The sequence below is a fragment of the Curtobacterium sp. Curtsp22 genome (assembly GCF_059492135.1).
This window is the reverse complement of the sequence record NZ_CP168519.1, coordinates 1,890,513-1,911,136: the sequence shown is the minus strand read 5'-3', so window position 1 is coordinate 1,911,136 and position 20,624 is coordinate 1,890,513. Positions and strand designations below refer to the sequence as shown.

General features: G+C 69.7%; 16 protein-coding genes. 8 read left to right on the top strand and 8 right to left on the bottom strand.

All coding sequences use genetic code 11. The features are described 5' to 3' along the window. The first annotated feature begins 5 nt into the window (after window positions 1–5). The 3 genes from ACEN8D_RS09070 (at window position 6) to ACEN8D_RS09060 (ending at window position 4,058) form a co-directional block, all read left to right on the top strand. On the top strand, window positions 6–1,289 hold the full coding sequence (locus ACEN8D_RS09070; RefSeq protein WP_413398629.1) for an O-antigen ligase family protein: 1,284 nt from the start codon (window positions 6–8) through the stop codon (window positions 1,287–1,289). Next, window positions 1,286–2,596, top strand: a complete 1,311-nt coding sequence (locus ACEN8D_RS09065; protein WP_413398628.1) for an oligosaccharide flippase family protein — start codon at window positions 1,286–1,288, stop codon at window positions 2,594–2,596. Before ACEN8D_RS09070 ends, ACEN8D_RS09065 begins: the two co-directional genes overlap by 4 nt. A gap of 283 nt (window positions 2,597–2,879) precedes the next feature. Beyond that, a complete protein-coding gene (locus tag ACEN8D_RS09060) occupies window positions 2,880–4,058 on the top strand; it encodes a right-handed parallel beta-helix repeat-containing protein (RefSeq protein WP_309887051.1) in 1,179 nt (392 codons plus the stop codon). Window positions 4,059–4,125: 67 nt separating this feature from the next. Here the strand turns inward: ACEN8D_RS09060 and ACEN8D_RS09055 are convergent, their stop codons facing one another. Beyond that, complete coding sequence (locus ACEN8D_RS09055; protein ID WP_309778267.1) at window positions 4,126–5,622, bottom strand: tyrosine-protein kinase domain-containing protein; 1,497 nt, start codon at window positions 5,620–5,622, stop codon at window positions 4,126–4,128. A gap of 90 nt (window positions 5,623–5,712) precedes the next feature. Here ACEN8D_RS09055 and ACEN8D_RS09050 point away from each other — a divergent pair, with 90 nt between their 5' ends. Then, window positions 5,713–7,716 carry an acyltransferase family protein gene (locus tag ACEN8D_RS09050; protein WP_309778269.1) on the top strand — a complete coding sequence of 668 codons (2,004 nt, stop codon included), beginning with the start codon at window positions 5,713–5,715 and terminating at the stop codon, window positions 7,714–7,716. A gap of 6 nt (window positions 7,717–7,722) precedes the next feature. Here ACEN8D_RS09050 and ACEN8D_RS09045 read toward each other — a convergent pair whose 3' ends face one another. From ACEN8D_RS09045 to dnaK, 5 genes are all read right to left on the bottom strand, one after another. Then, window positions 7,723–8,865: a class I SAM-dependent methyltransferase gene (locus ACEN8D_RS09045; RefSeq protein ID WP_309778270.1), complete on the bottom strand. Its 1,143-nt coding sequence runs from the start codon at window positions 8,863–8,865 to the stop codon at window positions 7,723–7,725. A 35-nt stretch (window positions 8,866–8,900) separates the two neighbouring features. Continuing rightward, on the bottom strand, window positions 8,901–9,311 hold the full coding sequence (locus ACEN8D_RS09040) for a heat shock protein transcriptional repressor HspR (protein WP_309780405.1): 411 nt from the start codon (window positions 9,309–9,311) through the stop codon (window positions 8,901–8,903). A gap of 126 nt (window positions 9,312–9,437) precedes the next feature. Further along, window positions 9,438–10,442, bottom strand: a complete 1,005-nt coding sequence (locus tag ACEN8D_RS09035; protein ID WP_309778271.1) for a DnaJ C-terminal domain-containing protein — start codon at window positions 10,440–10,442, stop codon at window positions 9,438–9,440. 23 nt (window positions 10,443–10,465) lie between these two features. Continuing rightward, on the bottom strand, window positions 10,466–11,116 hold the full coding sequence (locus ACEN8D_RS09030) for a nucleotide exchange factor GrpE (protein WP_309778273.1): 651 nt from the start codon (window positions 11,114–11,116) through the stop codon (window positions 10,466–10,468). A gap of 2 nt (window positions 11,117–11,118) precedes the next feature. Continuing rightward, window positions 11,119–12,978, bottom strand: a complete 1,860-nt coding sequence (gene dnaK, locus ACEN8D_RS09025) for a molecular chaperone DnaK (RefSeq protein WP_413399444.1) — start codon at window positions 12,976–12,978, stop codon at window positions 11,119–11,121. A 284-nt stretch (window positions 12,979–13,262) separates the two neighbouring features. On the opposite strand from dnaK, the gene ACEN8D_RS09020 reads away from it, so the two are divergent. The 3 genes from ACEN8D_RS09020 (at window position 13,263) to ACEN8D_RS09010 (ending at window position 16,249) form a co-directional block, all read left to right on the top strand. Continuing rightward, window positions 13,263–15,230, top strand: coding sequence for an Ig-like domain-containing protein (locus ACEN8D_RS09020; RefSeq protein WP_413399445.1), 1,968 nt, complete (start codon window positions 13,263–13,265; stop codon window positions 15,228–15,230). Further along, entirely contained in the window at window positions 15,172–15,672 is a 501-nt protein-coding gene (locus ACEN8D_RS09015) for an Ig-like domain-containing protein (RefSeq protein ID WP_413399446.1), read from the top strand. The genes ACEN8D_RS09020 and ACEN8D_RS09015 overlap by 59 nt, the downstream gene beginning before the upstream one ends. A 106-nt stretch (window positions 15,673–15,778) precedes the next feature. Beyond that, the gene (locus tag ACEN8D_RS09010) at window positions 15,779–16,249 is read left to right on the top strand and encodes a DUF3060 domain-containing protein (protein ID WP_309778275.1); all 471 of its coding nucleotides are present in this window, start codon (window positions 15,779–15,781) and stop codon (window positions 16,247–16,249) included. Between the two features lie 55 nt (window positions 16,250–16,304). Here the strand turns inward: ACEN8D_RS09010 and ACEN8D_RS09005 are convergent, their stop codons facing one another. After that, window positions 16,305–17,135, bottom strand: coding sequence for an aldo/keto reductase (locus ACEN8D_RS09005; protein ID WP_309778277.1), 831 nt, complete (start codon window positions 17,133–17,135; stop codon window positions 16,305–16,307). A gap of 82 nt (window positions 17,136–17,217) precedes the next feature. Continuing rightward, a complete protein-coding gene (locus ACEN8D_RS09000; RefSeq protein WP_413398860.1) occupies window positions 17,218–17,616 on the bottom strand; it encodes a pilus assembly protein CpaE in 399 nt (132 codons plus the stop codon). A 218-nt stretch (window positions 17,617–17,834) separates the two neighbouring features. On the opposite strand from ACEN8D_RS09000, the gene ACEN8D_RS08995 reads away from it, so the two are divergent. Next, window positions 17,835–20,582, top strand: coding sequence for a glycoside hydrolase family 2 protein (locus tag ACEN8D_RS08995; RefSeq protein WP_413398861.1), 2,748 nt, complete (start codon window positions 17,835–17,837; stop codon window positions 20,580–20,582). The last annotated feature ends 42 nt before the right edge of the window (window positions 20,583–20,624 follow it).

The window sequence follows — 20,624 nt, the reverse complement described above, 5'->3', positions numbered from 1 at the left end:
ACCGAATGCTCTTCATCGCGCAACTCGTGCTGTCGCTCGTCGTCGGGGTCGTCGGACTCCGGCGCCCCACGTGGGCGATCGGTGCCGTACTCGTCGCCGCGTCGGTCCTGCCGTTCGAGGTTGTTCGAACCTCCGTCGGAACGAGCTGGCAGCCAGCCACGACGTTCACGCTCGCCATCGTCATCGTCGAGTGCATCCGTGACCCGCGTGGGATCGCACGGGTCGTCGCGCAGCACTTGGTCGTCTGCGTGATGCTCGGGACGTTCCTCGTCATCGCGTTCGCCACGTCGTGGTTCACCGGACGCGCCGGCGACCTCGGCACACTGGTGCTCCAGATCCTCGGGCCAGCACTGCTCTTCCTGTGGATCCGGAGCCGCGGCATGGACGACGCCGAGTTCCCCCGCCGCGCTGCACGGCTGCTGGTCCTGATCGGGAGTGCCCAAGCCGCGCTCGTCCTGACCGTCTGGGCCGGCGCTGTTCCCCAGCCGTGGCTCACCACGCTCGAAGGCCTCCGGTGGTGGAAGACCGATCCCGGACGCATGGTGGGGACCTTCGACCACCCCCTCGTCGCCGCACTCTGGATGTCCGCTGCGGTCCCGCTCAGTGCCGCACTCCGCTCAGGGTGGCTGCGCCTGGCTGCGCCGGTCCTGCTCATCGTGGGGATCGCCCTCACCGGATCCCGGTTCGCGCTGCTCGCCGCGATCGTCGCGGTAGCGGTGATGATCCTGCGGGCCCGTGTCGGTGTCCTGGCGAAGGCAGGGGGTACCGCGCTCGCGTCGATCGGAGCTGTCGGGTTCCTGGCGAGCGAAGCGAGCATGACCGTCACGGAGCGATTCGCCGACGACGGGGGATCGTCGTCGGCCAGGCTCAAGACCGTCGGCCTCGCGGTGGAGCGCTGGGCCGACACGATGATCGTCGGCCAGGGCTTCGGTGCGAGCGAGCAGGTCACCCGCAACGCGCTCATCGGCACGACCTTCGAGAACCCGTTCCTGATGTTCTCGATCGACTTCGGACTCTTCGCGACCCTGCTGTTCTTCGGGGCCCTGGTCACCCTCGCGCTCAGCGGTGCGCGGGGTGACACCAATGGTGCGCGGGGGGCTCGGCTCGGCTCCCTCGTCGTCCTGACATCGATCCTGGGCTTCAACTCCCTCAGCGCGAACGCTCCGACCGGCGTCCTCGTCTTGGTCCTGCTCGCACTCGTGCCGACACCCAACGGGCATTCGGCGCGTGTGGGCCCCTCCCTCAACGGCCTCGTTCGGCCCACGCGACCTGCCACGGTGCCCCTGTGAGTGCTGGCGGACGCAATCGGGTCGGCAACATCGTCGCCGCACTGATCGGCAACGTGTTCCCCCCGATCGCTTCGATAGCCACAGCGCCGATCCTCGCGCAGACCCTCGGAGTCGACGGGCGAGGAGCGGTCGCAGCGGTGACGGCACCACTCTTCCTCGCCACGGCGGTCGCGACGTTCGGCGTCCCGGCCGCCGTCACCCGGACGATCGCACGGCACCCGTCGTCGCACGGCGGATTCGTGCGGCGTGCCGTCGCGGTCCTGGGCGGCGCAGGCGTGGTCGTCACCGTGCTCCTGATCGCCGCCGCGCCGTTCTCCGCCGCCGGAGACCGAGACCTGGTCCGCCTCGTCACCCTCGCATCGGTCATGTTGGTGCCGACGCTGATGGTGGCGTTGCTCCAGGCCGTCGCCGCGGGCATGCACCGGTGGCGGTTGGTGACCGTGGAACGAGCCATCACGGCCGGAGTGCGGCTCATCGCGCTCGGGTCGTTCGCCGCAGCCGGATCCCTCGACGTCGCCCACGCGGTCGGGGTGCTCGCCGTGGCGCCGATCATCGGAGCCGTCGCGTACGTCGGACTGCGACGCGGAACAGGAGCGGCGTGTCCCGAAGGCGCCGAGACGCCGAGCACCCGTGCTCTGATGTCGTTCGGGGCTAGGGTCTGGCTCGGATCCATTGCTGGAGTGCTCCTGACCCGCCTCGACCAGGCGTTGATCGCGCCGTTGTCCGACGCCGCGGAACTCGGCTTGTACGTCGTCGCGGTGAACGTCGCCGACCTGCCGCTCGTCATCAGCGACGCCGTCCGGGACGTCTCCTTCGCCGCTGACGCCGCCGAGCAGGACGACGCCCGGATGCTCGCCGCCTCACGGATCTCCTCGGCACTGACCATCGTGGCGGCCGGTGCCCTCGCCGCGAGCGCCTGGTGGTGGGTCCCGCTCGTCTTCGGTGCCGAGTTCGTCGACGCCATGCCGGCCTGCTTGGTGCTGCTGCTCGCGACGGCGGTCGGCGGACAGGGTGCCCTCGCAGGAGTCACGCTCAGCGCGAGAGGCGCTCCAGGCCGCCGCAGCGCGTCGCTCGTCGTCGCTGCGCTCGTCAACACGGCGCTCCTCGTCGCTCTGGTGCCGTCCCTCGGGGCCCTCGGGGCAGCCATCGGAACCCTGGCCGGTTGCTTCGTCTCGAGCTCGCTCAACGTGCTGCAGGTGTGGCACCGCCACGGGATCCACCCGAAGTCGTTCTACGGCGTTCGACGCAGTGACATCCGGTCGTTTCTCCGAGCGATCCGTCGACTTTCGCGGCGCAACACGATGTGACATACCGGAAGCTGGTGTCGAAGAACGCGGAGCGAATAGTTTCCCCTCGGCGTCGCCACCGGAGCGGCGCGGAGAGGCACAGATGGAACACCGACCAATCCCCCGAGCGACCGTCCTGAGCCGGAGGACCCTGCTGACCGGGGCCGCAATCGGAAGCGCCTCGGTCGGTCTGAGCCTGTTGACTCGGCCGGCGAGAGCCGCGGCTTCGACGACCTACTACGTCGACCCCGCTGCTGGCGATGATGCGGACGACGGGACGGCTGCCAAGCGACCGTGGGCCTCCTTGGCGCGGGTCAACGCAGCACTCGCGGCGTCGGCCATCCCGCCGGGCAGCACGGTGCGGCTCCGGCGCGGGCGACGGCACCCGGGAGTCATCCGCCCGGGCGCGGTCGGCGCGCTGCGGTTCGCGTCGTGGGGAGATGAGCCGGAGCCGCCCGTCGTCACGGCGTACAAGTACGTTCAGAGCGCTGCATGCTGGACGAGGGCGGGGGACGATCTCTGGTCGGTCGACATCAGTGCGGCGAACGTCGGACGGACGCACCACGGCTACGTGAGCCCGTGGACGACCGAGGTCGGATTCCTCAAAGTCGATTCGACCTTCCACGGTGATCGCAAGACCGATCTGGCCGCGCTCGAACGGGATTGGCAGTTCCGGTCGAGGGGCTCCCTCGTCACCGTGCGCTGCGCCACGAACCCGAGCGCCGGTGGGCGTCGTGTGTGGCTCGCCGTCGCCGATCCCATCGTGGAAGTCCGGTCTCGGCTCGTCATCCAGGACCTCGCGGTCATCGGAACGGGGCGGAACGCGGTCCAGACGACGTCGGCCAGCCGGACCGAGGGGGCGGTCGTCCGGGACTGCGTCATCGGGGAGGCCGGTGGTGCCCTGGCGTCGGACGGGGTGTCGCGGATGGGCAACGGAGTCCAGGTCTGGTCCGGCGCGTCCGGCGTGCTCGTCAGCGGGAACACCATCGTCGACTGCTGGGACAGCGCGATGACGATCCAGGGTCCGGGCGTCTCGAAAGGTGTGTCGTGGTCGGACGTCGAGTTCACCGGCAACACCGTCGAACGGACGATGCAGACCTTCGAGTACTGGTCGACCGGCGGAGCCGAGAGTCCCGGGTCCTCGACGTGCAGCGTGCGGGGGAACCGGGCGTACGACGCAGGCTCGAGCTGGAGCGCTGCCGTCCGGCCGGACAAGGCTGGAAAGGGGAGCCACCTGCTGTTCTACGTGGACGGCGTGCGGCCGACCCTCACGGTGCGTGGGAACGTCTTCTCCGGTGCCGCTCACGCGTACCTGTACGCGCACGACGGCGTTCCCGCTGGGCTGAACAGTAACGAGAACACGATCGCGCTTGCCGACTCCGTCCGGCTGCAGTGGCAGCGGGCTGAACGCCTGCCCGAGTACCGGGCATGGAGCGCGGCCACCGGTCTGGAGCATCGATCGACCTTCATGTCGCTCCCGTGAAACCCAGACGAGCGAACGCCCGCGCCGACCCTCGTCTGAGGATGTCGACGCGGGCGCTCGCCTCTGATCAGGGAGTCGTTCCGCGCTGTGGACGTGCGGGCGTCGCCGGTGCGACAGGGAAGGTCGCGGAGTCTTCGTCGCGCAGCCGGCGACCGCGCTTCGGCGTGGCAGCTGAGAGGTCGACCGTCTCCTGACCGCCGTAGTAGGTGCCGTACGCGCTGCTGTACGCACCGCCGTACCGCTGGCGTCGACGGAACGCGGCCATGCTGACCACGACGCCGAGCACCGTTGCCCCGACCCGCTCGAGCCGGTCGACGGCAGCACGGAGCTGCGGCGTCCTGCTGCTCCGAGCGGACGTCACCACGACCGCGCCGGAGGTCATCGTGGCGAGCACAGCGGCGTCCGTGACCGGCAGGATCGGTGGAGCGTCGAGCAGGACGTGGTCGTACTGGGCGGTCAAGAGCTCGAGCAGCGCCTGCATCGCCGTCGAACCGAGCAGCTCGCTCGGATTCGGCGGGACCAGTCCCGCGGGCAGGACGTCGAGCTTGGTGTGTCCCCAGGGCTGCACCACGTCGTCGAGTTCGGCACGGCCGATGAGCAGGTCGGTGAGGCCGGCGGAGTTCTCCAGCCCCATCACCTCGGCGACACGGGGGCGCCGGAGGTCGGCGTCGATGAGGACGACGCGCGCGCCGGTCTCGGCGAGAGCGATCGCGAGATTCGCGGTCGACGTGGTCTTGCCCTCGCTCGGCATCGCCGACGTGACGACGAAGCTGCCGTTGCCGGCGCCGAGGTCGACGAACTGCAGGTTGGTCCGGAGGAGGCGGTACGCCTCGGCGAGAGGGCTGCGCCCCTTCGTGGACACGACGAGGGGCTGACGCTTGGCCTCGGAGTCGAAGCCGAGTGTCGCCAGCAGTGGGGCGTCCGTGGCCGCGGCGACGTCGCGGGGACCGTGGATGCGCGTGTCGACGAGTCCCCGGAGCAGCGCCGCAGCGAACCCCAGGAAGGCCCCGGCCGCGAGTCCGACGACCATGTTCAGCGTCCTGTTCGGAGATGACGGAGCTGATGGCACGACCGCGCTCTGGACGGTCGACGCGCGCACGAGGCTCGCGGAGTCCGCGCTCGGCTTCTCCAACCGCTCCACCACCCGGACGAAGCTGCGGCCGATGCTGTTCGCGATCTGTGCTGACCGGGCCGCCGACTCGTCGCTGACCGCGATGGAGATGACGACGGTGTTGGTGTTGATGGTGGGCTGCACCCGTCGAGCGAGTCTGGCCGGCGTGGTGTCCAGCGCGAGTTCCTCGATGACGGGTTGCAGGATGCTCTCCGTCAGGACGACGTCTGCGTAGGAGCGCACCTTCTGCTGGGCCGCGGAGTTGCCCTGCGAGACGTCGGTCGCTGACGCCGCGTCCGAGGTTCGCACGGAGACGAACAGTTTGGTCGTCGCTGAGTACTCCGGCGTTGCCAGCACCGCGGCGGCGAACCCTCCACCCGCGCCGAGGAGTGCGCCGATGAGGATGAGCAGCCAGCCCTTGCGGAAGGCCTTGAGCAGGTTCGTGGTCTCCACGGTGCCTCCGATCGATGTCGAGCGGCCCTGACGCCGCTCGTTAAATATATCACATGGTAGTATTACGGTGACCACGAGATCGGAGCAGCCATGACACGCACCTCCCCGACGTTCCGCCCGGACATCCAGGGCCTCCGGGCCATCGCGGTGGCGCTCGTGCTCCTCGAGCACGCGCACCTCGGTGTCACCGGCGGCTTCGTCGGGGTGGACGTCTTCTTCGTGATCTCCGGGTTCCTCATCACCGGGCACCTGATCCGTGAGCTGAGCACTCGCGGACGCATCGATCTCCTCGGGTTCTGGGCTCGACGGGTTCGCCGGATCCTCCCGTCGGCGCTCCTCGTTGCACTCGTGACCCTCGCCGGTGCGGCAGTCCTGATGCCTCCACTCGTGCGACAGCAGCTCGTCGAGGCCGGGATCGCAGCACTGCTCTCGATCCCGAACCTCTACTTCGCCGCCGAGGGCACCGACTACCTCACCGGCGGCGCACCGTCGCCGTTCCAGCACTTCTGGTCCCTCGGGGTCGAAGAGCAGTTCTACCTGCTCTGGCCGATGATGCTCGCCAGCGTCTGGTGGCTCGCCCGTCGGTTGCCCGTCCGGCAACGCTTCGCGGTCATCACGACCACGCTCGCGGTCGCGGTCGTGGTCTCCCTGACACTCGGGATCGTCCTGACTTCGTACGCCCAACCGTGGGCGTTCTTCTCATTGCCGTCTCGCGCGTGGGAGCTCGGGCTGGGTGGTGTCGTCGCCATCGCGGTGCACCGCGGCGCCGTTCTCCGAGGACGCTGGACGCCGATCGTCGGGTGGCTCGGGCTCGCGGGGATCCTGACCGCGGCGCTCGGGTTCGATGCGCGCACGTCCTACCCAGGGGCCGCCATCCTGCTGCCGGTCCTCGCCACGGCTGCGCTCGTGTGGGCCGGGGCGTCGCGACACGTCGCCGGTCCCGGATGCCTCCTCGGCCTGCGCCCGCTGCAGTACGTCGGCGGCGTCTCCTTCTCGCTCTACCTCTGGCACTGGCCGCTCCTGGTGATCCCGCAGGCCGCGATCGGGCTCGCGACGCCCCTGCCGCTCTGGGCACGCTGTGCCGCACTGGCGGTCGCGGTCGTGCTCGCACACGTCACGACGCGCTTCGTCGAGCACCCGTTCCGGGCAGCTGGGCGCACGGACGGACGGGCCGTGCTCGCGGGGGTGGCTTCGACCGTGACCGCGATCGCCGTGGTCCTCGCCGGGAACGCGGTCATCCCGCAGCCCGTCCTCACGAGCCAGCGGACCGCCGCGCAGACCGTCCCGGTACCGGAGCCGCTCTTCACACCGTTCGTCCCCGAGAACGTGCGCCCGCGACTCGACGCCGCGACCGGGGCGGACTCCGCACCGCGCAGCGTCCGGTGTCACAACGTGGGTGCCCGTGACACGTCGGTGAACACGTGCGTGTTGGGTGATCCGTCCGGCTCGATGACGGTCGCGATCGTCGGGGATTCGCACGCAGCACACTGGGTGCCCGCCGTCGAGGCGCTCGCAGCCAGGACGGCCGGGATGCGTGTCCTCGCATTCACCAAGAACGCCTGCACGATGGTCGACGTGCCCGTGCGAGCGATGGGCCGGCACTCCGTCGAGTGCGACACCTGGCGGGGCAAGGTCCTGGACCGGTTGCGAGCGGAGCAGCCCGATGTCGTCCTCGTCACCGGATCGGCCCACCTCGACCTCGTGCACGCCGAGGACCGGGCTACGCAGTGGCGCGAGGGGCTCGCCCGGACGCTCGCAGCGCTTCCTCGCGACTCGCGGGTGAGTGTCCTCCGTGACACGCCCGAGTTCGCCGAGTCCGTACCGCGATGTCTCTCGGCGAACCTCGAGAACGCCGACGCCTGCGCGATCGACCGATCTGAGGGCCTCGACGACGCATGGGCTGCCATGGAGCGCGAGACCGCCGAATCGGCGGGCCACACCTACGCCGACCTGAACGACTGGTTCTGCTCAGCGTCACGGTGCGGTGTCATCTCGGGGGACACGCTGATGTACCGGGATCACGGCCACCTCACGCGGGAGTGGGCGCGTGCGATGGTGACACCGATCGGCGAGGTGGTCCAGGCCGCACGGTGAGGACGGTCACGCTCGCCGCGACGCCGTCACCGTGAACTTCGGCGTCCGCACCACCTGCCGCGTCTCCCCCACGAACCGCTCCAGCACCGGCCGGTACCGCAGGTGGGAGTTCCAGACGCACCAGAGCTCCCCGCCGGACTGGAGGATCGTGGCCGCGTTCCGGAACATCGCCTCGGCCGCGTCCGTGGTCACGGTCGTGTCCGCGTGGAACGGCGGGTTGCAGAGGACGAGCTGCGCGGAGCCCTCGTCGAGTTCGTCGCCGGCGTCGCTCCGGACGACGAGCACCCGGTCCGCCACGCCGTTGGCCTCGGCCGTGGCGATCGTCGATGCCACGGCGATCTGCGACACGTCCGTGGCGATCACCCGGATGCCCGGTCGACGCCGCGCGAGTGCGGTGGCGATCACCCCGTTCCCGCAGCCGAGGTCGACGGCGGTCCGAGCGCCGGGCACCGCATCGTCCATCGCGTCGAGCAGCACCCGGGTGCCCTGGTCGAGCGAGGTCCCGGCGAACACCCCGCCGTGGGCCACGAGCGTCATCCCGAGGTCGTCGACGTGCACCGACCGCGGCCACGGGTTCGTCGCGTCCGCCCGGGTCGCCTGGGCGCGGAGCGGGTCCTGCGCGATCAGCAGCCGCGACTTCCCACGGCCGCGGGACGCCGTCACCTCGCCGAAGTACCGGCGCAGGACGTCGTTCTGCGAGAGGTTCATGTGCTTCGACACCCCGCCGCACAGCAGCACGACGTCGGGCGCGGCGAACCGGGCGACGGCGCGGGCGAGCTCGTCGAGCCGGTCGTTCGACTTCGACAGCCGGAGCAGCACGAGCCGGACGTCGCGGAACGCCTGCTCGAGCGACGAGGGGTGGTGGAAGCCCCGGCGTCCGAAGGTGCCTGCATTGGCCTCGAGCGCACGCACCCCGACGAGGGAGTCCTGCACGACCCGGACGTCCGACGCACCGTGCACCGTGATCGCCCCGAGGGTCAGCACGCCGTACCGGTCGTCGACGACGGCGACCTCGCCGGGCTGCCGGAGCGCGTCGCCGTGCACGTGCGGAGCCTCGTCGAGGATGAAGCGGTCCGTGCCGTCGATCGCGATGAGGTCCGGCGCGTCGTCGTCGCGGCGGCGGAAGAAGTCGGCGAAGTCCGGTGGCACGGCGCCAGCGTACCGATGGTCCCGGTGCGGACGGGTCAGCGAGGCCCGCGGTAGAGCACGATCTGCGTGTTCCGCTGCGGCCGCATGCCGGCACGGAGCGGCACCGCTCCGCCGGTGGTGGTCGCCGCGAACACGCGGGCGCCCGGCCGGTTGATGAGCTGGTCGGCGAGGGCCGTCTCCAGCTCGCTGACGCGCTCGCGCAGGGCGCGGTTCTCGTTCTCGAGCTCGAGGACACGGCGGATACCCTCGAGCGAGACACCCTCGGACCCGAGGCGCGCGATCTCGCGCAGCTGCGCGACGTCACGCATCGAGTACCGGCGCGACCCGCCGCGCGTACGGCCGGGCACGACCAGGCCGAGCCGGTCGTACTGTCGCAGCGTCTGCGGGTGCATCTCGGCGAGCTCCGCCGCCATCGCGATCGCGAAGACGGGCGAGTTCTCGTCCATGTCGGTCATGGCGTGTTCCTTTCCGTCGTTCGCATGGTCCGGAAACCAGACTGGAGGCACGGCGCGCGTTCCTGACGGAGCCGCGCCGCGCCTCCAGGCCGGGTCTACTGCTGGTGTTGCGCGCCGCTAGCTGCGCGCCTTGGCGAGGAGGTCCGCACGGGGGTCCTCGTCGGGCAGGACCTCGGCGAGGGCCTCGACCGCTTCCCGCTGCTTGTCCGTCAGATGCGACGGCACCGCGACCTGGACGGTCGCGAGCAGGTCGCCCGTCCCGTTCTTGGTGGCGACGCCGCGGCCCTTGACGCGCAGGACGCGACCCGACGGCGTGCCGGGCGCGACCTTCAGTTTGACGGTGGAGCCGCCGAGCGTCGGGACCTCGATCGTCGCGCCGAGTGCCGCCTCGACGAACGTCACGGGGACGTCCAGCCGCAGGTTCTGCCCGTCGCGCTCGAACACCGGGTGCTTGCGGACGGTGACGGTGACCACGAGGTCACCGGCCTCCCCGCCGTCGGGCGAGGATTCGCCGCGCCCACGGAGCCGGATCTTCTGCCCGTCCGCGACCCCCGCGGGGATCCGGACGTTCACCGGACGGCCGTTGCCCTGCGAGAGCTTGACGGTGTCGCCGGCGATCGCGGTGGTGAAGTCGAGGGTCGTCGTCGCGGTGACGTCGCGGCCCTTCGTCGGCCCACCGAAGCCGCGGTAGCCGCCGGTGGTCTGGCCGAAGCCGCCGCCACCGCCGAACATCCCGCCGAGGATGTCCTCGAAGCCACCGGCGCCACCTGCTCCGCCCTGGCCGAAGCGGACACGCTGTCCGCCCCCGCCCTGACCGAACATGCCGCCGAAGACGTCCTCGAAGCCGCCGCCCTGGCCCGGGCCACCCGCGGTGAAGCGGGCGCCGGAGCCCATGGCGCGGACCTGGTCGTACTCCTGGCGCTGCTCCTTGTCGGAGAGCACCGAGTACGCCTCGCTGATCTCCTTGAAGCGGTTCTCGGCGGCGGCGTCACCCGGGTTGGAGTCCGGGTGGTACTGCCGCGCGAGCTTCCGGTAGGTCTTCTTCAGCTCAGCGTCACTCGCCGTCTTGTCGACGCCGAGGACCTTGTAGAAGTCCTTGTCGAACCAGTCCTGACTGGCCATGAATCCCTACCTCCTCCCCGCGCTCAGGCCGGGACCGCCACCGCGACCTTGGCCGCACGGAGGACGCGCTCACCGAGCTTGTAGCCCGGCTCGACGACGTCCGCCACGGTCTGGCCGGTGGCGCCCGGTGTCGGGAGCTGCACGATCGCCTCGTGGATGTTCGGGTCGAAGGACTCACCCTTCTCGCCGATCTGCACGAGCTTGAACTTCTCGAAGCCGCCGCGGATCTTCTGCCCGATGACCTGCATGGGGCCCTCGGCGAGGTCACCGTGCGCCTCGGCGCGGGTGAGGTCGTCGAGCGCCGGCAGGAGTGCCCGGACGACCTCGGCGATGGCGACCTCGCGGTTGGCCTCGCGGTCGCGCTCGACGCGCTTCCGGAAGTTCACCAGCTCGGCCTGCGCACGGAGCATGTCCGCACGCATCTCGGCGACCAGGTCGCGGTCCTCCGTGCTGAGCTTGTCCTCCGCGATGCCACGGGCGGCGTCGGCGAGGAGTGCCTCGTCCTCGGGGGAGAGGTCGTTCGCCGCCGGGCCCCCGGCGGCGGGGCCGTCGGTCGGTACTTCGACGTCGGGCCCCTCCGCCTCGATGAGGTCCTCGGGCTCGGCCGCGTTCGTGGCGTCGCCCTCGACCTGGGGCTCGTCCTCGTTCGGCACGTTGTCCTTGGGATCCGTCATCGTTATTTCTTGTCCTTGTCGTCCTCGTCGTCCACGACCTCGGCGTCGACGATGTCCTCGTCCTGTGCCGCCTGGTCGGCGGTGGGCTGCTCACCGGCCGGGGCGCCTGCGTCCTGCTGGGCGTAGATGGCCTGGCCGAGCTTGCCCTGCGACTCGTTGAGCTTGTCGAAGGCGGTCTTCACGGCCTCGTCGTCCTCGCCGGCGAGCGCGGACTTGAGGGCGTCGACGTCGGCCTGCACCTCGGACTTGACGTCCGCGGGGAGCTTCTCGTCGTTCTCCTTGATGAGCTTCTCGATCGAGTAGACGAGCTGCTCGGCCTGGTTGCGACGCTCGTTGGCCTCACGGCGGGCCTTGTCCTCGGCCGCGTGCTCCTCGGCTTCGCGGACCATGCGCTCGATGTCCTCCTTCGGCAGCGACGACCCGCCGGAGATGACCATCGACTGCTCCTTGCCGGTGCCCTTGTCCTTCGCGGACACGTGCACGATGCCGTTCGCGTCGATGTCGAAGGTGACCTCGACCTGCGGGACGCCACGGGGAGCCGGCGCGATGCCGGTGAGCTCGAAGGTGCCGAGCGGCTTGTTGTCGCGGGTGAACTCGCGCTCGCCCTGGAAGACCTGGATCGCGACCGACGGCTGGTTGTCGTCAGCGGTCGTGAAGGTCTCGCTGCGCTTCGTCGGGATCGCGGTGTTGCGGTCGATGAGCTTCGTCATCAGGCCGCCCTTGGTCTCGATGCCGAGCGACAGCGGCGTGACGTCGATGAGGAGGACGTCCTTGCGCTCGCCCTTCAGGACACCGGCCTGCAACGCGGCGCCGACGGCCACGACCTCGTCCGGGTTGACGCCCTGGTTCGGGGACTTGCCGCCGGTCAGCGACTTGACGACCTCGGCCACGGCGGGCATGCGGGTCGAGCCACCGACGAGCACCACGTGCGCGATGTCGTTGACGGAGACACCGGCTTCCTTGATGACGTCGTTGAACGGCTTCTTCGTGCGGTCGAGCAGGTCGGAGGTCATCTGCTCGAACTGGGCGCGCGAGATGGTCTCGTCGAGGTTGAGCGGACCGTCGGCCGTCAGCGTCAGGTACGGGAGCTGGATGCTCGCCGACATCTGCGACGACAGTTCCTTCTTCGCCTGCTCGGCGGCTTCCTTGAGGCGCTGCTTGGCGATCTTGTCCGTCGAGAGGTCGACGCCGTGCTCGTCCTTGAACTTCTTCACGAGGTAGTCGACGATGCGCTGGTCCCAGTCGTCACCACCGAGGCGGTTGTCACCGGAGGTCGCACGGACCTGGATCGTGGAGAAGTCGTCGTCCTTGCCCACCTCGAGCAGGGAGACGTCGAACGTGCCGCCACCGAGGTCGAAGACCAGGATGAGCTCGTCTTCCTTGCCCTTGTCGAGGCCGTACGCCAGAGCAGCGGCGGTCGGCTCGTTGATGATGCGGAGGACGTTGAGACCGGCGATCTCACCGGCGTCCTTCGTGGCCTGGCGCTCGGCGTCGTTGAAGTACGCCGGCACGGTGATGACCGCGTCGGTGACGTCTTCACCGAGGTACTGCTCGGCGTCGCGCTTGAGCTTGCCCAGGATGCGGGCCGAGATCTCCTGCGGGGTGTACTTCTTGCCGTCGATGTCCGTCGTCCAGTCGGTGCCGATGTGGCGCTTGACACTCGCGATCGTCCGGTCCACGTTCGTCACGGCCTGGCGCTTGGCGGTCTCGCCGACCAGTACCTCGCCGTCCTTGGTGAAGGCGACGATCGACGGCGTGGTGCGCATGCCCTCGGCGTTGGCGATGACCGTGGGCTCACCGCCCTCGAGCACGCTGACGACCGAGTTGGTGGTTCCGAGGTCGATGCCTACTGCACGTCCCATGTGTGGGTGCTCCTTCTGTTGGTGCGGGTACTGCTGAAGTCGTTGGACTTGCGTCCGATGGACTCAACTCTACTCAGGACTGGAGGCGCGTCAACTCTGGGAGCTGGACGTTGCGTCCGAATGACTCAAGTTGTTGCCATGATGAGTGTTGTATTTCACGCCGGTGTTTGATATTGTGGTATGGCAGCGGGGTGTCCCGCGACCACGATGACCGCAGATCGCGGGCGACCCGATCGTTCCGAGCGAGAGCACGCGGCCTGATCCCCTCGAAAGGGACCTTCACCATGTCAAGCAAGAAGAAGCGGTTCGCGAAGGGTCTGGGTGCTTCGGTGCTCACCGTCGCGACCCTCGCCTCCGGCCTGTCCTTCGGGGCAGCACCTGCCTCCGCCCTTACACGGACTCCTGGCATCGATCCGGACAAGCCCGCCCATTCGTCTTCCTACGGTGCGCTGTACGGAAAGTACGGTGGTACGTACGTCGCATACATCATGTCGGGTGGCGACTTGTCCTACAGGCACTTCAGCACCGCTGATGAGGCTCGAGATGCGGCGGTGCGGGTCAGTGTCCCCGCCGGGTCGTTCGCGCAACAGCTCCGAGTGGAGGCAACGGATCTCTGCCTCAGCCTCACTGCCACGTATTTTGTGTCCTGCGATCCCTCTGATGCCGCGCAGCGGTTCTTCGTGGAGGATGCGTCGGGCCCCCGGCCACTCGACCGCCCGAACAGCTGGCTCGTACCCTGGAACACGTCCTGGGCGGAGTTCACGGAGTCAGGCCAGAAGACAGAGTTCGCTGCCCCCTTCTCCGGCTTTTACGGGGCGGTCGACTCGATCGACGTTCCGGCGCGCGAGGCACTTGTCAGCGGAATCGCCGCCCCTGCTGCGGATGTGGTGTTGCAGTGGGGCGATGGCGAGTTCGAGGACCAGACACGTGTGAACGATGACGGCGTGTGGGACTTCCGTCTCGACGAGTTGGAGCTGGGGTCGAACCCGGTGAAGCTGCTGCAGTACGAGAACCAGGAAATCACCGCGGAATACGACCTTCATGTCGAGCTGAGGATCGCGGACCTGGTCGTGGACCACGCGTTCGGCACGGATCGTGATGACCTCGTCACGCTTTCCGGGACCGCGCACCCTGGCGCGGTCGTACAGGTGTTCAACGAGGACGACCAGATGGTCGTTGCCTCGGAGCCGGCGAACGCGATCTCGGGTGCGTGGTCGGTTGAACTGCCTGCCCCGAACAAGGGTGGCAAGTACGACCTCAATGTGTACCAGTCGCTCCAGGGCGAGCGGGCCAGCAAGACTGCCGTGTCGGTCGATTACGGGAGGCAGCTTCTCATCGAGCGTCCCGAGGACGGGTTCTTGCACCCGGGCGGGCAGGTCGATGTGCGCGGCAAGGGTGAGCCTGGCGCTGTCGTCGAGGTGCGAGAAGGGGACCGGCTCGTGGGTGGGCCCGCAACGGTCCGTGACACTCAGAACTGGAGCTTGAAGACCGCGGACCTCAACGAGAACGAGCATGAGCTGAAGGTCACGCAGAAGTCGAAGGGCGGCAACGTCCAGACCGAGACCATCGTGGTCAACCCGGGCGAGGGCACGGTCGAGCTCACTGCCGACGGTCGTTTCGACGCGGCCGATCCGACGAAGCCGGCGACGGCGTTCGGCGCCGCCCCGACCGGATCGAGCGTCGTGCTGCGCAACTCGATCGAACAGGAGATCGGCCGGACGGTCGCGAAGGGCGACGGGTACGAGATCCCGATCGACCCCGACAAGGCGACCTCCGGCGCGAACTCGTTCAGTGTCGTCATCGAGGGTGCGCCGGAGGACGTGAAGTCGTTCACCCTGAATTACGGCGCGCCCGCTGCGCCGGTGGTCGTGACGACGCCGGCGAAGGACGGCACGGTCGCTCCGGGGGCGGTCGCATTCGCGGGGGACCGGGCAGGCCGGCTCGAAGGTCGTGGTCCGAGGCTCGACGCGCGAGGTCGCGTCCGCGAAGGTGAACGGGGAAGGCGCCTGGTCGGCGAACTCCACGATGGAGCTGGGGACGGGCGACTACGACCTGTACTTCGACCAAATCGGCAAGGGCGGGCTGACGTCCACGATCCGTCACCGGTTCACGATCGGTGCGGTGACCCCGATCGTGACGCCGCACACGGTCACCAGCCCGGGCGAAGGGGAGGTCCTCGACACCCTCGCACCGGTGTTCCGGGGTACCGGGCACGAGGGCGCGACGATCTCGGTGCGTGGGTCCTCGCGTGAGGTCGCCTCGGGCACGGTGGTGGACGGTCAGTGGGTCGCGAAGACCGATCCGAACAAGCCGCTGGCGCCGGGGGAGTACAACCTCTACGTCGACCAGTCGATCCGCGGCACGCTCGTCGGCACGATCCGCGTGCACTTCATCGTCTCGAACGAGTCCTTCCGGCAGTTGACGCTCTCGGCGCCGGCCCAGGACGAGCAGGTGATGGTGCTGCGTCCCACGTTCGTCGGGACCGCCACTCCGGGGGCGGAGATCCGGGTCGCCTCGTCGCGGACCGAAGTCGCCACGACCACGGTCGGGCAGGACGGCACCTGGCGTGCCACCGCTGACTTCGACCTCAAGCGGGGCGGCGAGTACAGGGGTCTCGAGGTGAAGCAGACCACCGCGTCGGGCAAGACCTCGACCGTGTCGGCCAACTTCACGGTCGACCGCAACGCCCAGTAACACCACACCGCAGCCCATGCGCTGCACCGGGAGGGCCCGACGACCGGTCGGGCCCTCCCACCCCATCACTTCCGACAGAGCCCCATCCCGAACGAAAGGCGCCGTCATGCGCACGTCCCGAATCCTTGCTCCCACTCTTGCCGCCGTCGCGCTCGTGGTCGTGCTCGCCGGCTGCTCCGCCACGGACGAGCGGAAGTCGTCGTCAGCGGCCGGATCCGAGTCCTCGGCGTCGGCCTCCGCGAAGACCTCGGTGCTCCGCGACGCCGAGGTGCGCGTGCCGGAGACGAAGAAGACCGTCACGTGCGCCGAGGGAGCTGCCGTCGTGGACCAGTCCGGGGCGGAGGTCACCGTGGACGGCGCCTGCGCCAAGGTGACGGTGTCGGGCAACGACTCGATCGTGCACCTCGGCGATGTCGAGGAACTGATCGTCGAGAGCGCGATCTCCCGGATCACCGTCGGGACCGCCGACAGGGTCGTGCTGTCGGGCAACGCCAACGACGTCCTCTACTCCGGTGCGGCGCCGTCGAAGGTCGACGACCGCGGCGCCCAGAACATCATCGAGAAGCAGGGCGAGTAGCTCGGCACACACGCAGAAGGCCCCCGCTAACGCGGGGGCCTTCTGCGTGTCCGGATCAGGCCGGGACGTAGTCGAACGTGTCCGGGTCCGGACCGGTGCGGTGCCCCTTGTCGAGCGACGAGATCGCCGTCATGTCCTCGTCGGAGAGCTCGAAGTCGAAGATCGTGAAGTTCTCCTCGACGCGGGCGCGGGTGACCGACTTCGGGAAGACGATGTCACCGCGCTGGATGTGCCAGCGGAGGACGACCTGCGCCGCGGACTTGCCGACGTTGCCGGCGATGCGGGTGATCGTCTCGTCGTCGAGCACGAGGCCCTGCGCGATGGGCGACCAGGCCTCGGTCGCGATGCCGTGCTCGCGGTCGTAGGCGCGGAGCTCGTCCTGCGTGAGGTACGGGTGCACCTCGATCTGGTTCACGGCCGGGGTGATCGTGGTCTCGGCGGCGAGGCGGTTGAGGTGGTGGGCCTGGAAGTTGCTCACGCCGATCGAGCGGGCGGTGCCGCCGCGGTAGAGCTCCTCCATCGCCTTCCACGTCGGCACGAAGTCCGACACGGTGGGCAGCGGCCAGTGGATGAGGAAGAGGTCGGTGTAGCCGCCGAGCAGGTCGGCCGACTTCTTGCCGTTCTCCAGCGCTGCCTCGGGGTCGTGGAAGCCGTTGTTGAGCTTCGACGTGACGAAGATCTCCTCGCGCGGGATGCCCGAGGCCTCGATGGCCTCGCCGACCTCCTTCTCGTTGCCGTACATCTCAGCGGTGTCGATGTGGCGGTAGCCGACCTCGAGCGCCGCGAGCGTCGCTTCCTTCGTCTCGGAGGGGTCGATCTGGAAGACGCCGAAGCCGAGCTGCGGGATGGTCTTGCCGTCGTTCAGGGTGATGTTCGGAACGGTCATGGTCCGAGTCAACCAAAGGGCACCCAGCAGGCATTCCGGCAACGTTCAGCCCGGGCGAGCCGTCGCCGCCCGACGTACCCCGCTACGCCAGCGCCGCCGTGATGTACGCCTGCAGCGCCAGCCCGTACGCCTCTGCCGCGTCGTCGGACGTGAACGAACGATCAGCGCCGTCGACCGTCGCCACCACCGTGGACCCCGCCGACAGGGACACGAACGCCGGCCCGAGCAGTTCACGCAGCTGGTCCTCGCGCGGGAGCCAGAGGGACTCCGCGGCGTCGACCGAGTCGAGCGCCCACTCGGTCGTCCCGTTGAAGCCGAGCACCGTCCCCGAGGGGTAGTCGTGCCGCTCCACGGTCATCTCGGACACCGTGTAGACGTCGTCGTCGACACCCGGCTTGTCGATCACGAACCGGTCACCGGTCGTCGGGTGCCACCGCAGGCCGGCGTCGCGCAGGGCGGTGGCGAGTGCAACACTGATCACGTCTTCCAGCCTGCCACTCGCAGTCCTGCAAGGTCGCCGTACTAGCATCGCCGAGCACCCCGACGCGCGACCGCACCAGCGTTCCGCGCGCGCGACGCGACGACGCCCGGGCAACCGGTGCCGCGCCTCCCGGCCGAGAACCCGGCCACGAGGCGGGCCCCCGGCCGGCGTCCCGACCGCAGCGGACACCAACCCGTCCGCCGAAGAGAAGGACCCGCATGACCCTCGAACGCGAGGAACTCCGCGACGGCTGGACCGTGACCATGGCGGGTGAGGCGCCGCCAGCAGGCGCGCCGGCCGACGTCGTGGGCCGGACCATCGGCGCCACCGTGCCGGGGCAGGTCCACACCGACCTCGAGCGCGAGGGGCTGCTGGCGGACCCCACGTTCGACCGCAACGAGGACGGCGCCAAGTGGGTCGGCCGGGCCGACTGGTCCTACCAGCGCACCGTCGACGTCGACCCGCGGGGCTTCGAGCGCGTGGACCTCGTGTGCGACGGGCTCGACACCGTCGCCGAGCTCAGCCTCGACGGCGTGGTGGTGGGGACGACGCGGAACATGCACCGCCGCTACCGGTTCGACGCCCGGGACAGCACCGGCGGCGTCGGCCGCGGGGAGAAGACGCTCGAGCTCCTGTTCGAGTCGCCCTACCGCGAGGCCGGACGCGTCGCGGCGAAGGCCGGCAGCATGCCCGGTCCGTACGACGAACCGTTCCCGTACATCCGCAAGATGGCATCGAACTTCGGGTGGGACTGGGGGCTGACGGCGGTCACGAGCGGCCCGTGGCGACCGGTCGCGATCGAGCGCTGGTCGACCGCCAGGCTGCGCGACGTCCGGCCACTGGTCGACGTCGAGGCGGGCGAGGGCGTGCTGGACGCGCACATCACCGTCGAGCGCTCCGGGCTGAACGACCTCGACCAGGACGGCGAGGACGACGACCTCGTGCTCGTCGTGACGGTCAGCGGAGCGACGGCCGAGGGCGGCACCACCCGCCAGCGCTCCCGCGCGCAGCTGACCCCGCGCGACGACGAGACCGTCGTCACCGTGCGGGTGCCGGAGGTCCAGCGGTGGTGGCCGCGTGGCTACGGCGCGCAGGACCTGTACGACGTCGTGGTCGAGCTGCAGACGGTCGACGGCGAGGTCCTCGACCGCTCGACGTTCCGCACCGGTTTCCGCTCGACGCGCATCGAGACGACGTCCGACAGCATCGGCAAGCCGTTCAACGTGCACGTCAACGGCACGCTCATCGACGTCCGCGGCGTGAACTGGATCCCGGACGACGTCATCGTCTCGCGGGTGTCGCGCGACCGGGTCGAGGACCGTCTGCGCGCGGCAGCCGACCTCAACGTCAACCTCGTGCGCGTCTGGGGCGGCGGGGTCTACGAGTCGAACGACTTCTACGAGGTCTGCGACGAGCTCGGACTGCTCGTCTGGCAGGACTTCCCGTTCGCCTGCTCGGCCTACCCCGAGGGCGAGCCGATCCGCAGCGAGGTCATCGCCGAGGCCCGGGACAACGTCGCCCGGCTCGCACGGCACCCCTCGCTCGTGCTCTGGAACGGCAACAACGAGAACATCTGGCTGCACGAGGTCGACGGCTGGGAGGCCTCGCTCGAGGGCCGCGGCTGGGGTCTGGACTACTACCTCGACCTCCTGCCGACGATCGTCGACGCGGTCGACCCCTCGCGCTTCTACACGGTCGCCTCGCCGTGGTCGGGCTCCGAGTCGCTCCCCGCGAACGACGTCGACCACGAGACGCACCACTCGTGGGACGTCTGGAACCGGCTCCCGGACACCGCCTACCGCGACTCGGTGCCGCGGTTCGTCTCGGAATTCGGCTGGCAGGCGCCGCCCGCGTGGCGCACGCTGCGCGACGCGGTGCGGGACTCGCCGCTCGCGGTGGACTCGCCCGGGGTCGTCCACCACCAGAAGGCCGCGGACGGCATGGGGAAGCTCGCGCGGGGCCTCGCGCCGCGGTTCGGCTCCGTGGCGCCGGCCGAGTTCGACCGGTGGCACTACCTGACGCAGCTGCAGCAGGCGCGCGCCATCGCGACGGGCGTCGAGCACTGGCGGACGCACTGGCCTCGGAACACCGGCGTCGTCGTGTGGCAGCTGAACGACCTCTGGCCGGTCTCGTCGTGGTCGGCGATCGACTCGGCCGGGCGGCTGAAGCCGCTGGCGCACGAGCTGCGGCGGCTCTACGACGACGTGCTGCTGACGATCCGTCCGGTGTCCTCGGTCGCGGCTGCGGTCGCGTCCGGTCCGGCGGGCGGGTCCGGTCCGGCGGGCGGGTCCGGTCCGGCAGGCGCGTCCGGTTCTGCGGGCGAGCCGTCGGGGCAGCCAGGAGGCGCGGATCGCCCGACCACGTCGGCCTCCGTCGGTGAGACGGCCGATCTGGGCGATCTGGCGGACACGCTCTCGCTCGGGGTGTCGCCCGGGGCGTTCGGCAACGCGCCCATCGAGGTCGCCGTCCGCTCGACCCGCACGGGGCACGACAGCGTCGTCCGCGTGCGGCGGGTCACCCTCGCGGGGACGGTCCTCGCCGAGGCGTCGCTGCCCGTCCGCCTCTCCGCCGCCGGTGTCGCCGTGGTGGCACTGCCGGAGTCGGTCGGCGTGGTGGACGACCCGACGAACGAGCTCGTCGTCGCGGACATGGACTGGCGTCGGGCGGTGTGGACTCCCGGGCCCGACACGGACATGCGCTGGGAGCCGGCACAGTACCGGACCACGTTCACTCCCGCCTCCGACGGCGACGGCCTCGACCTCGTCGTCGAGGCGGAGGGTCTCGTGCGTGACCTCCTCTTCCAGCCAGACCGGGTCGCGCCCGGAGGCACCGTCGACCGCGGGTTCATGACCCTGCTGCCGGGGGAGCGGGTCGCCTACCGACTGCGCGGCGTGACCGAGGCGGACATCCCGGCGCTCACCGCGGCTCCCGTCGTGTGGACCCTCGCGGACGTGCTCGGCCATTGATATGCATAACTCCAGCGTGATATTCTGATTGGAGTGCCGTTC

What these genes read in the sequence shown, in the direction of transcription:
- ACEN8D_RS09070 (WP_413398629.1), top strand. Translation starts at nt 6, where the DNA reads ATGCTCTTCATCGCGCAACTCGTGCTGTCGCTCGTCGTCGGGGTCGTC.
- ACEN8D_RS09050 (WP_309778269.1), top strand. Translation starts at nt 5,713, where the DNA reads ATGACACGCACCTCCCCGACGTTCCGCCCGGACATCCAGGGCCTCCGG.
- ACEN8D_RS09040 (WP_309780405.1), bottom strand. Translation starts at nt 9,311, where the DNA reads ATGGACGAGAACTCGCCCGTCTTCGCGATCGCGATGGCGGCGGAGCTC.
- ACEN8D_RS09035 (WP_309778271.1), bottom strand. Translation starts at nt 10,442, where the DNA reads ATGGCCAGTCAGGACTGGTTCGACAAGGACTTCTACAAGGTCCTCGGC.
- ACEN8D_RS09030 (WP_309778273.1), bottom strand. Translation starts at nt 11,116, where the DNA reads ATGACGGATCCCAAGGACAACGTGCCGAACGAGGACGAGCCCCAGGTC.
- dnaK (WP_413399444.1), bottom strand. Translation starts at nt 12,978, where the DNA reads ATGGGACGTGCAGTAGGCATCGACCTCGGAACCACCAACTCGGTCGTC.
- ACEN8D_RS09020 (WP_413399445.1), top strand. Translation starts at nt 13,263, where the DNA reads ATGTCAAGCAAGAAGAAGCGGTTCGCGAAGGGTCTGGGTGCTTCGGTG.
- ACEN8D_RS09010 (WP_309778275.1), top strand. Translation starts at nt 15,779, where the DNA reads ATGCGCACGTCCCGAATCCTTGCTCCCACTCTTGCCGCCGTCGCGCTC.
- ACEN8D_RS09005 (WP_309778277.1), bottom strand. Translation starts at nt 17,135, where the DNA reads ATGACCGTTCCGAACATCACCCTGAACGACGGCAAGACCATCCCGCAG.
- ACEN8D_RS08995 (WP_413398861.1), top strand. Translation starts at nt 17,835, where the DNA reads ATGACCCTCGAACGCGAGGAACTCCGCGACGGCTGGACCGTGACCATG.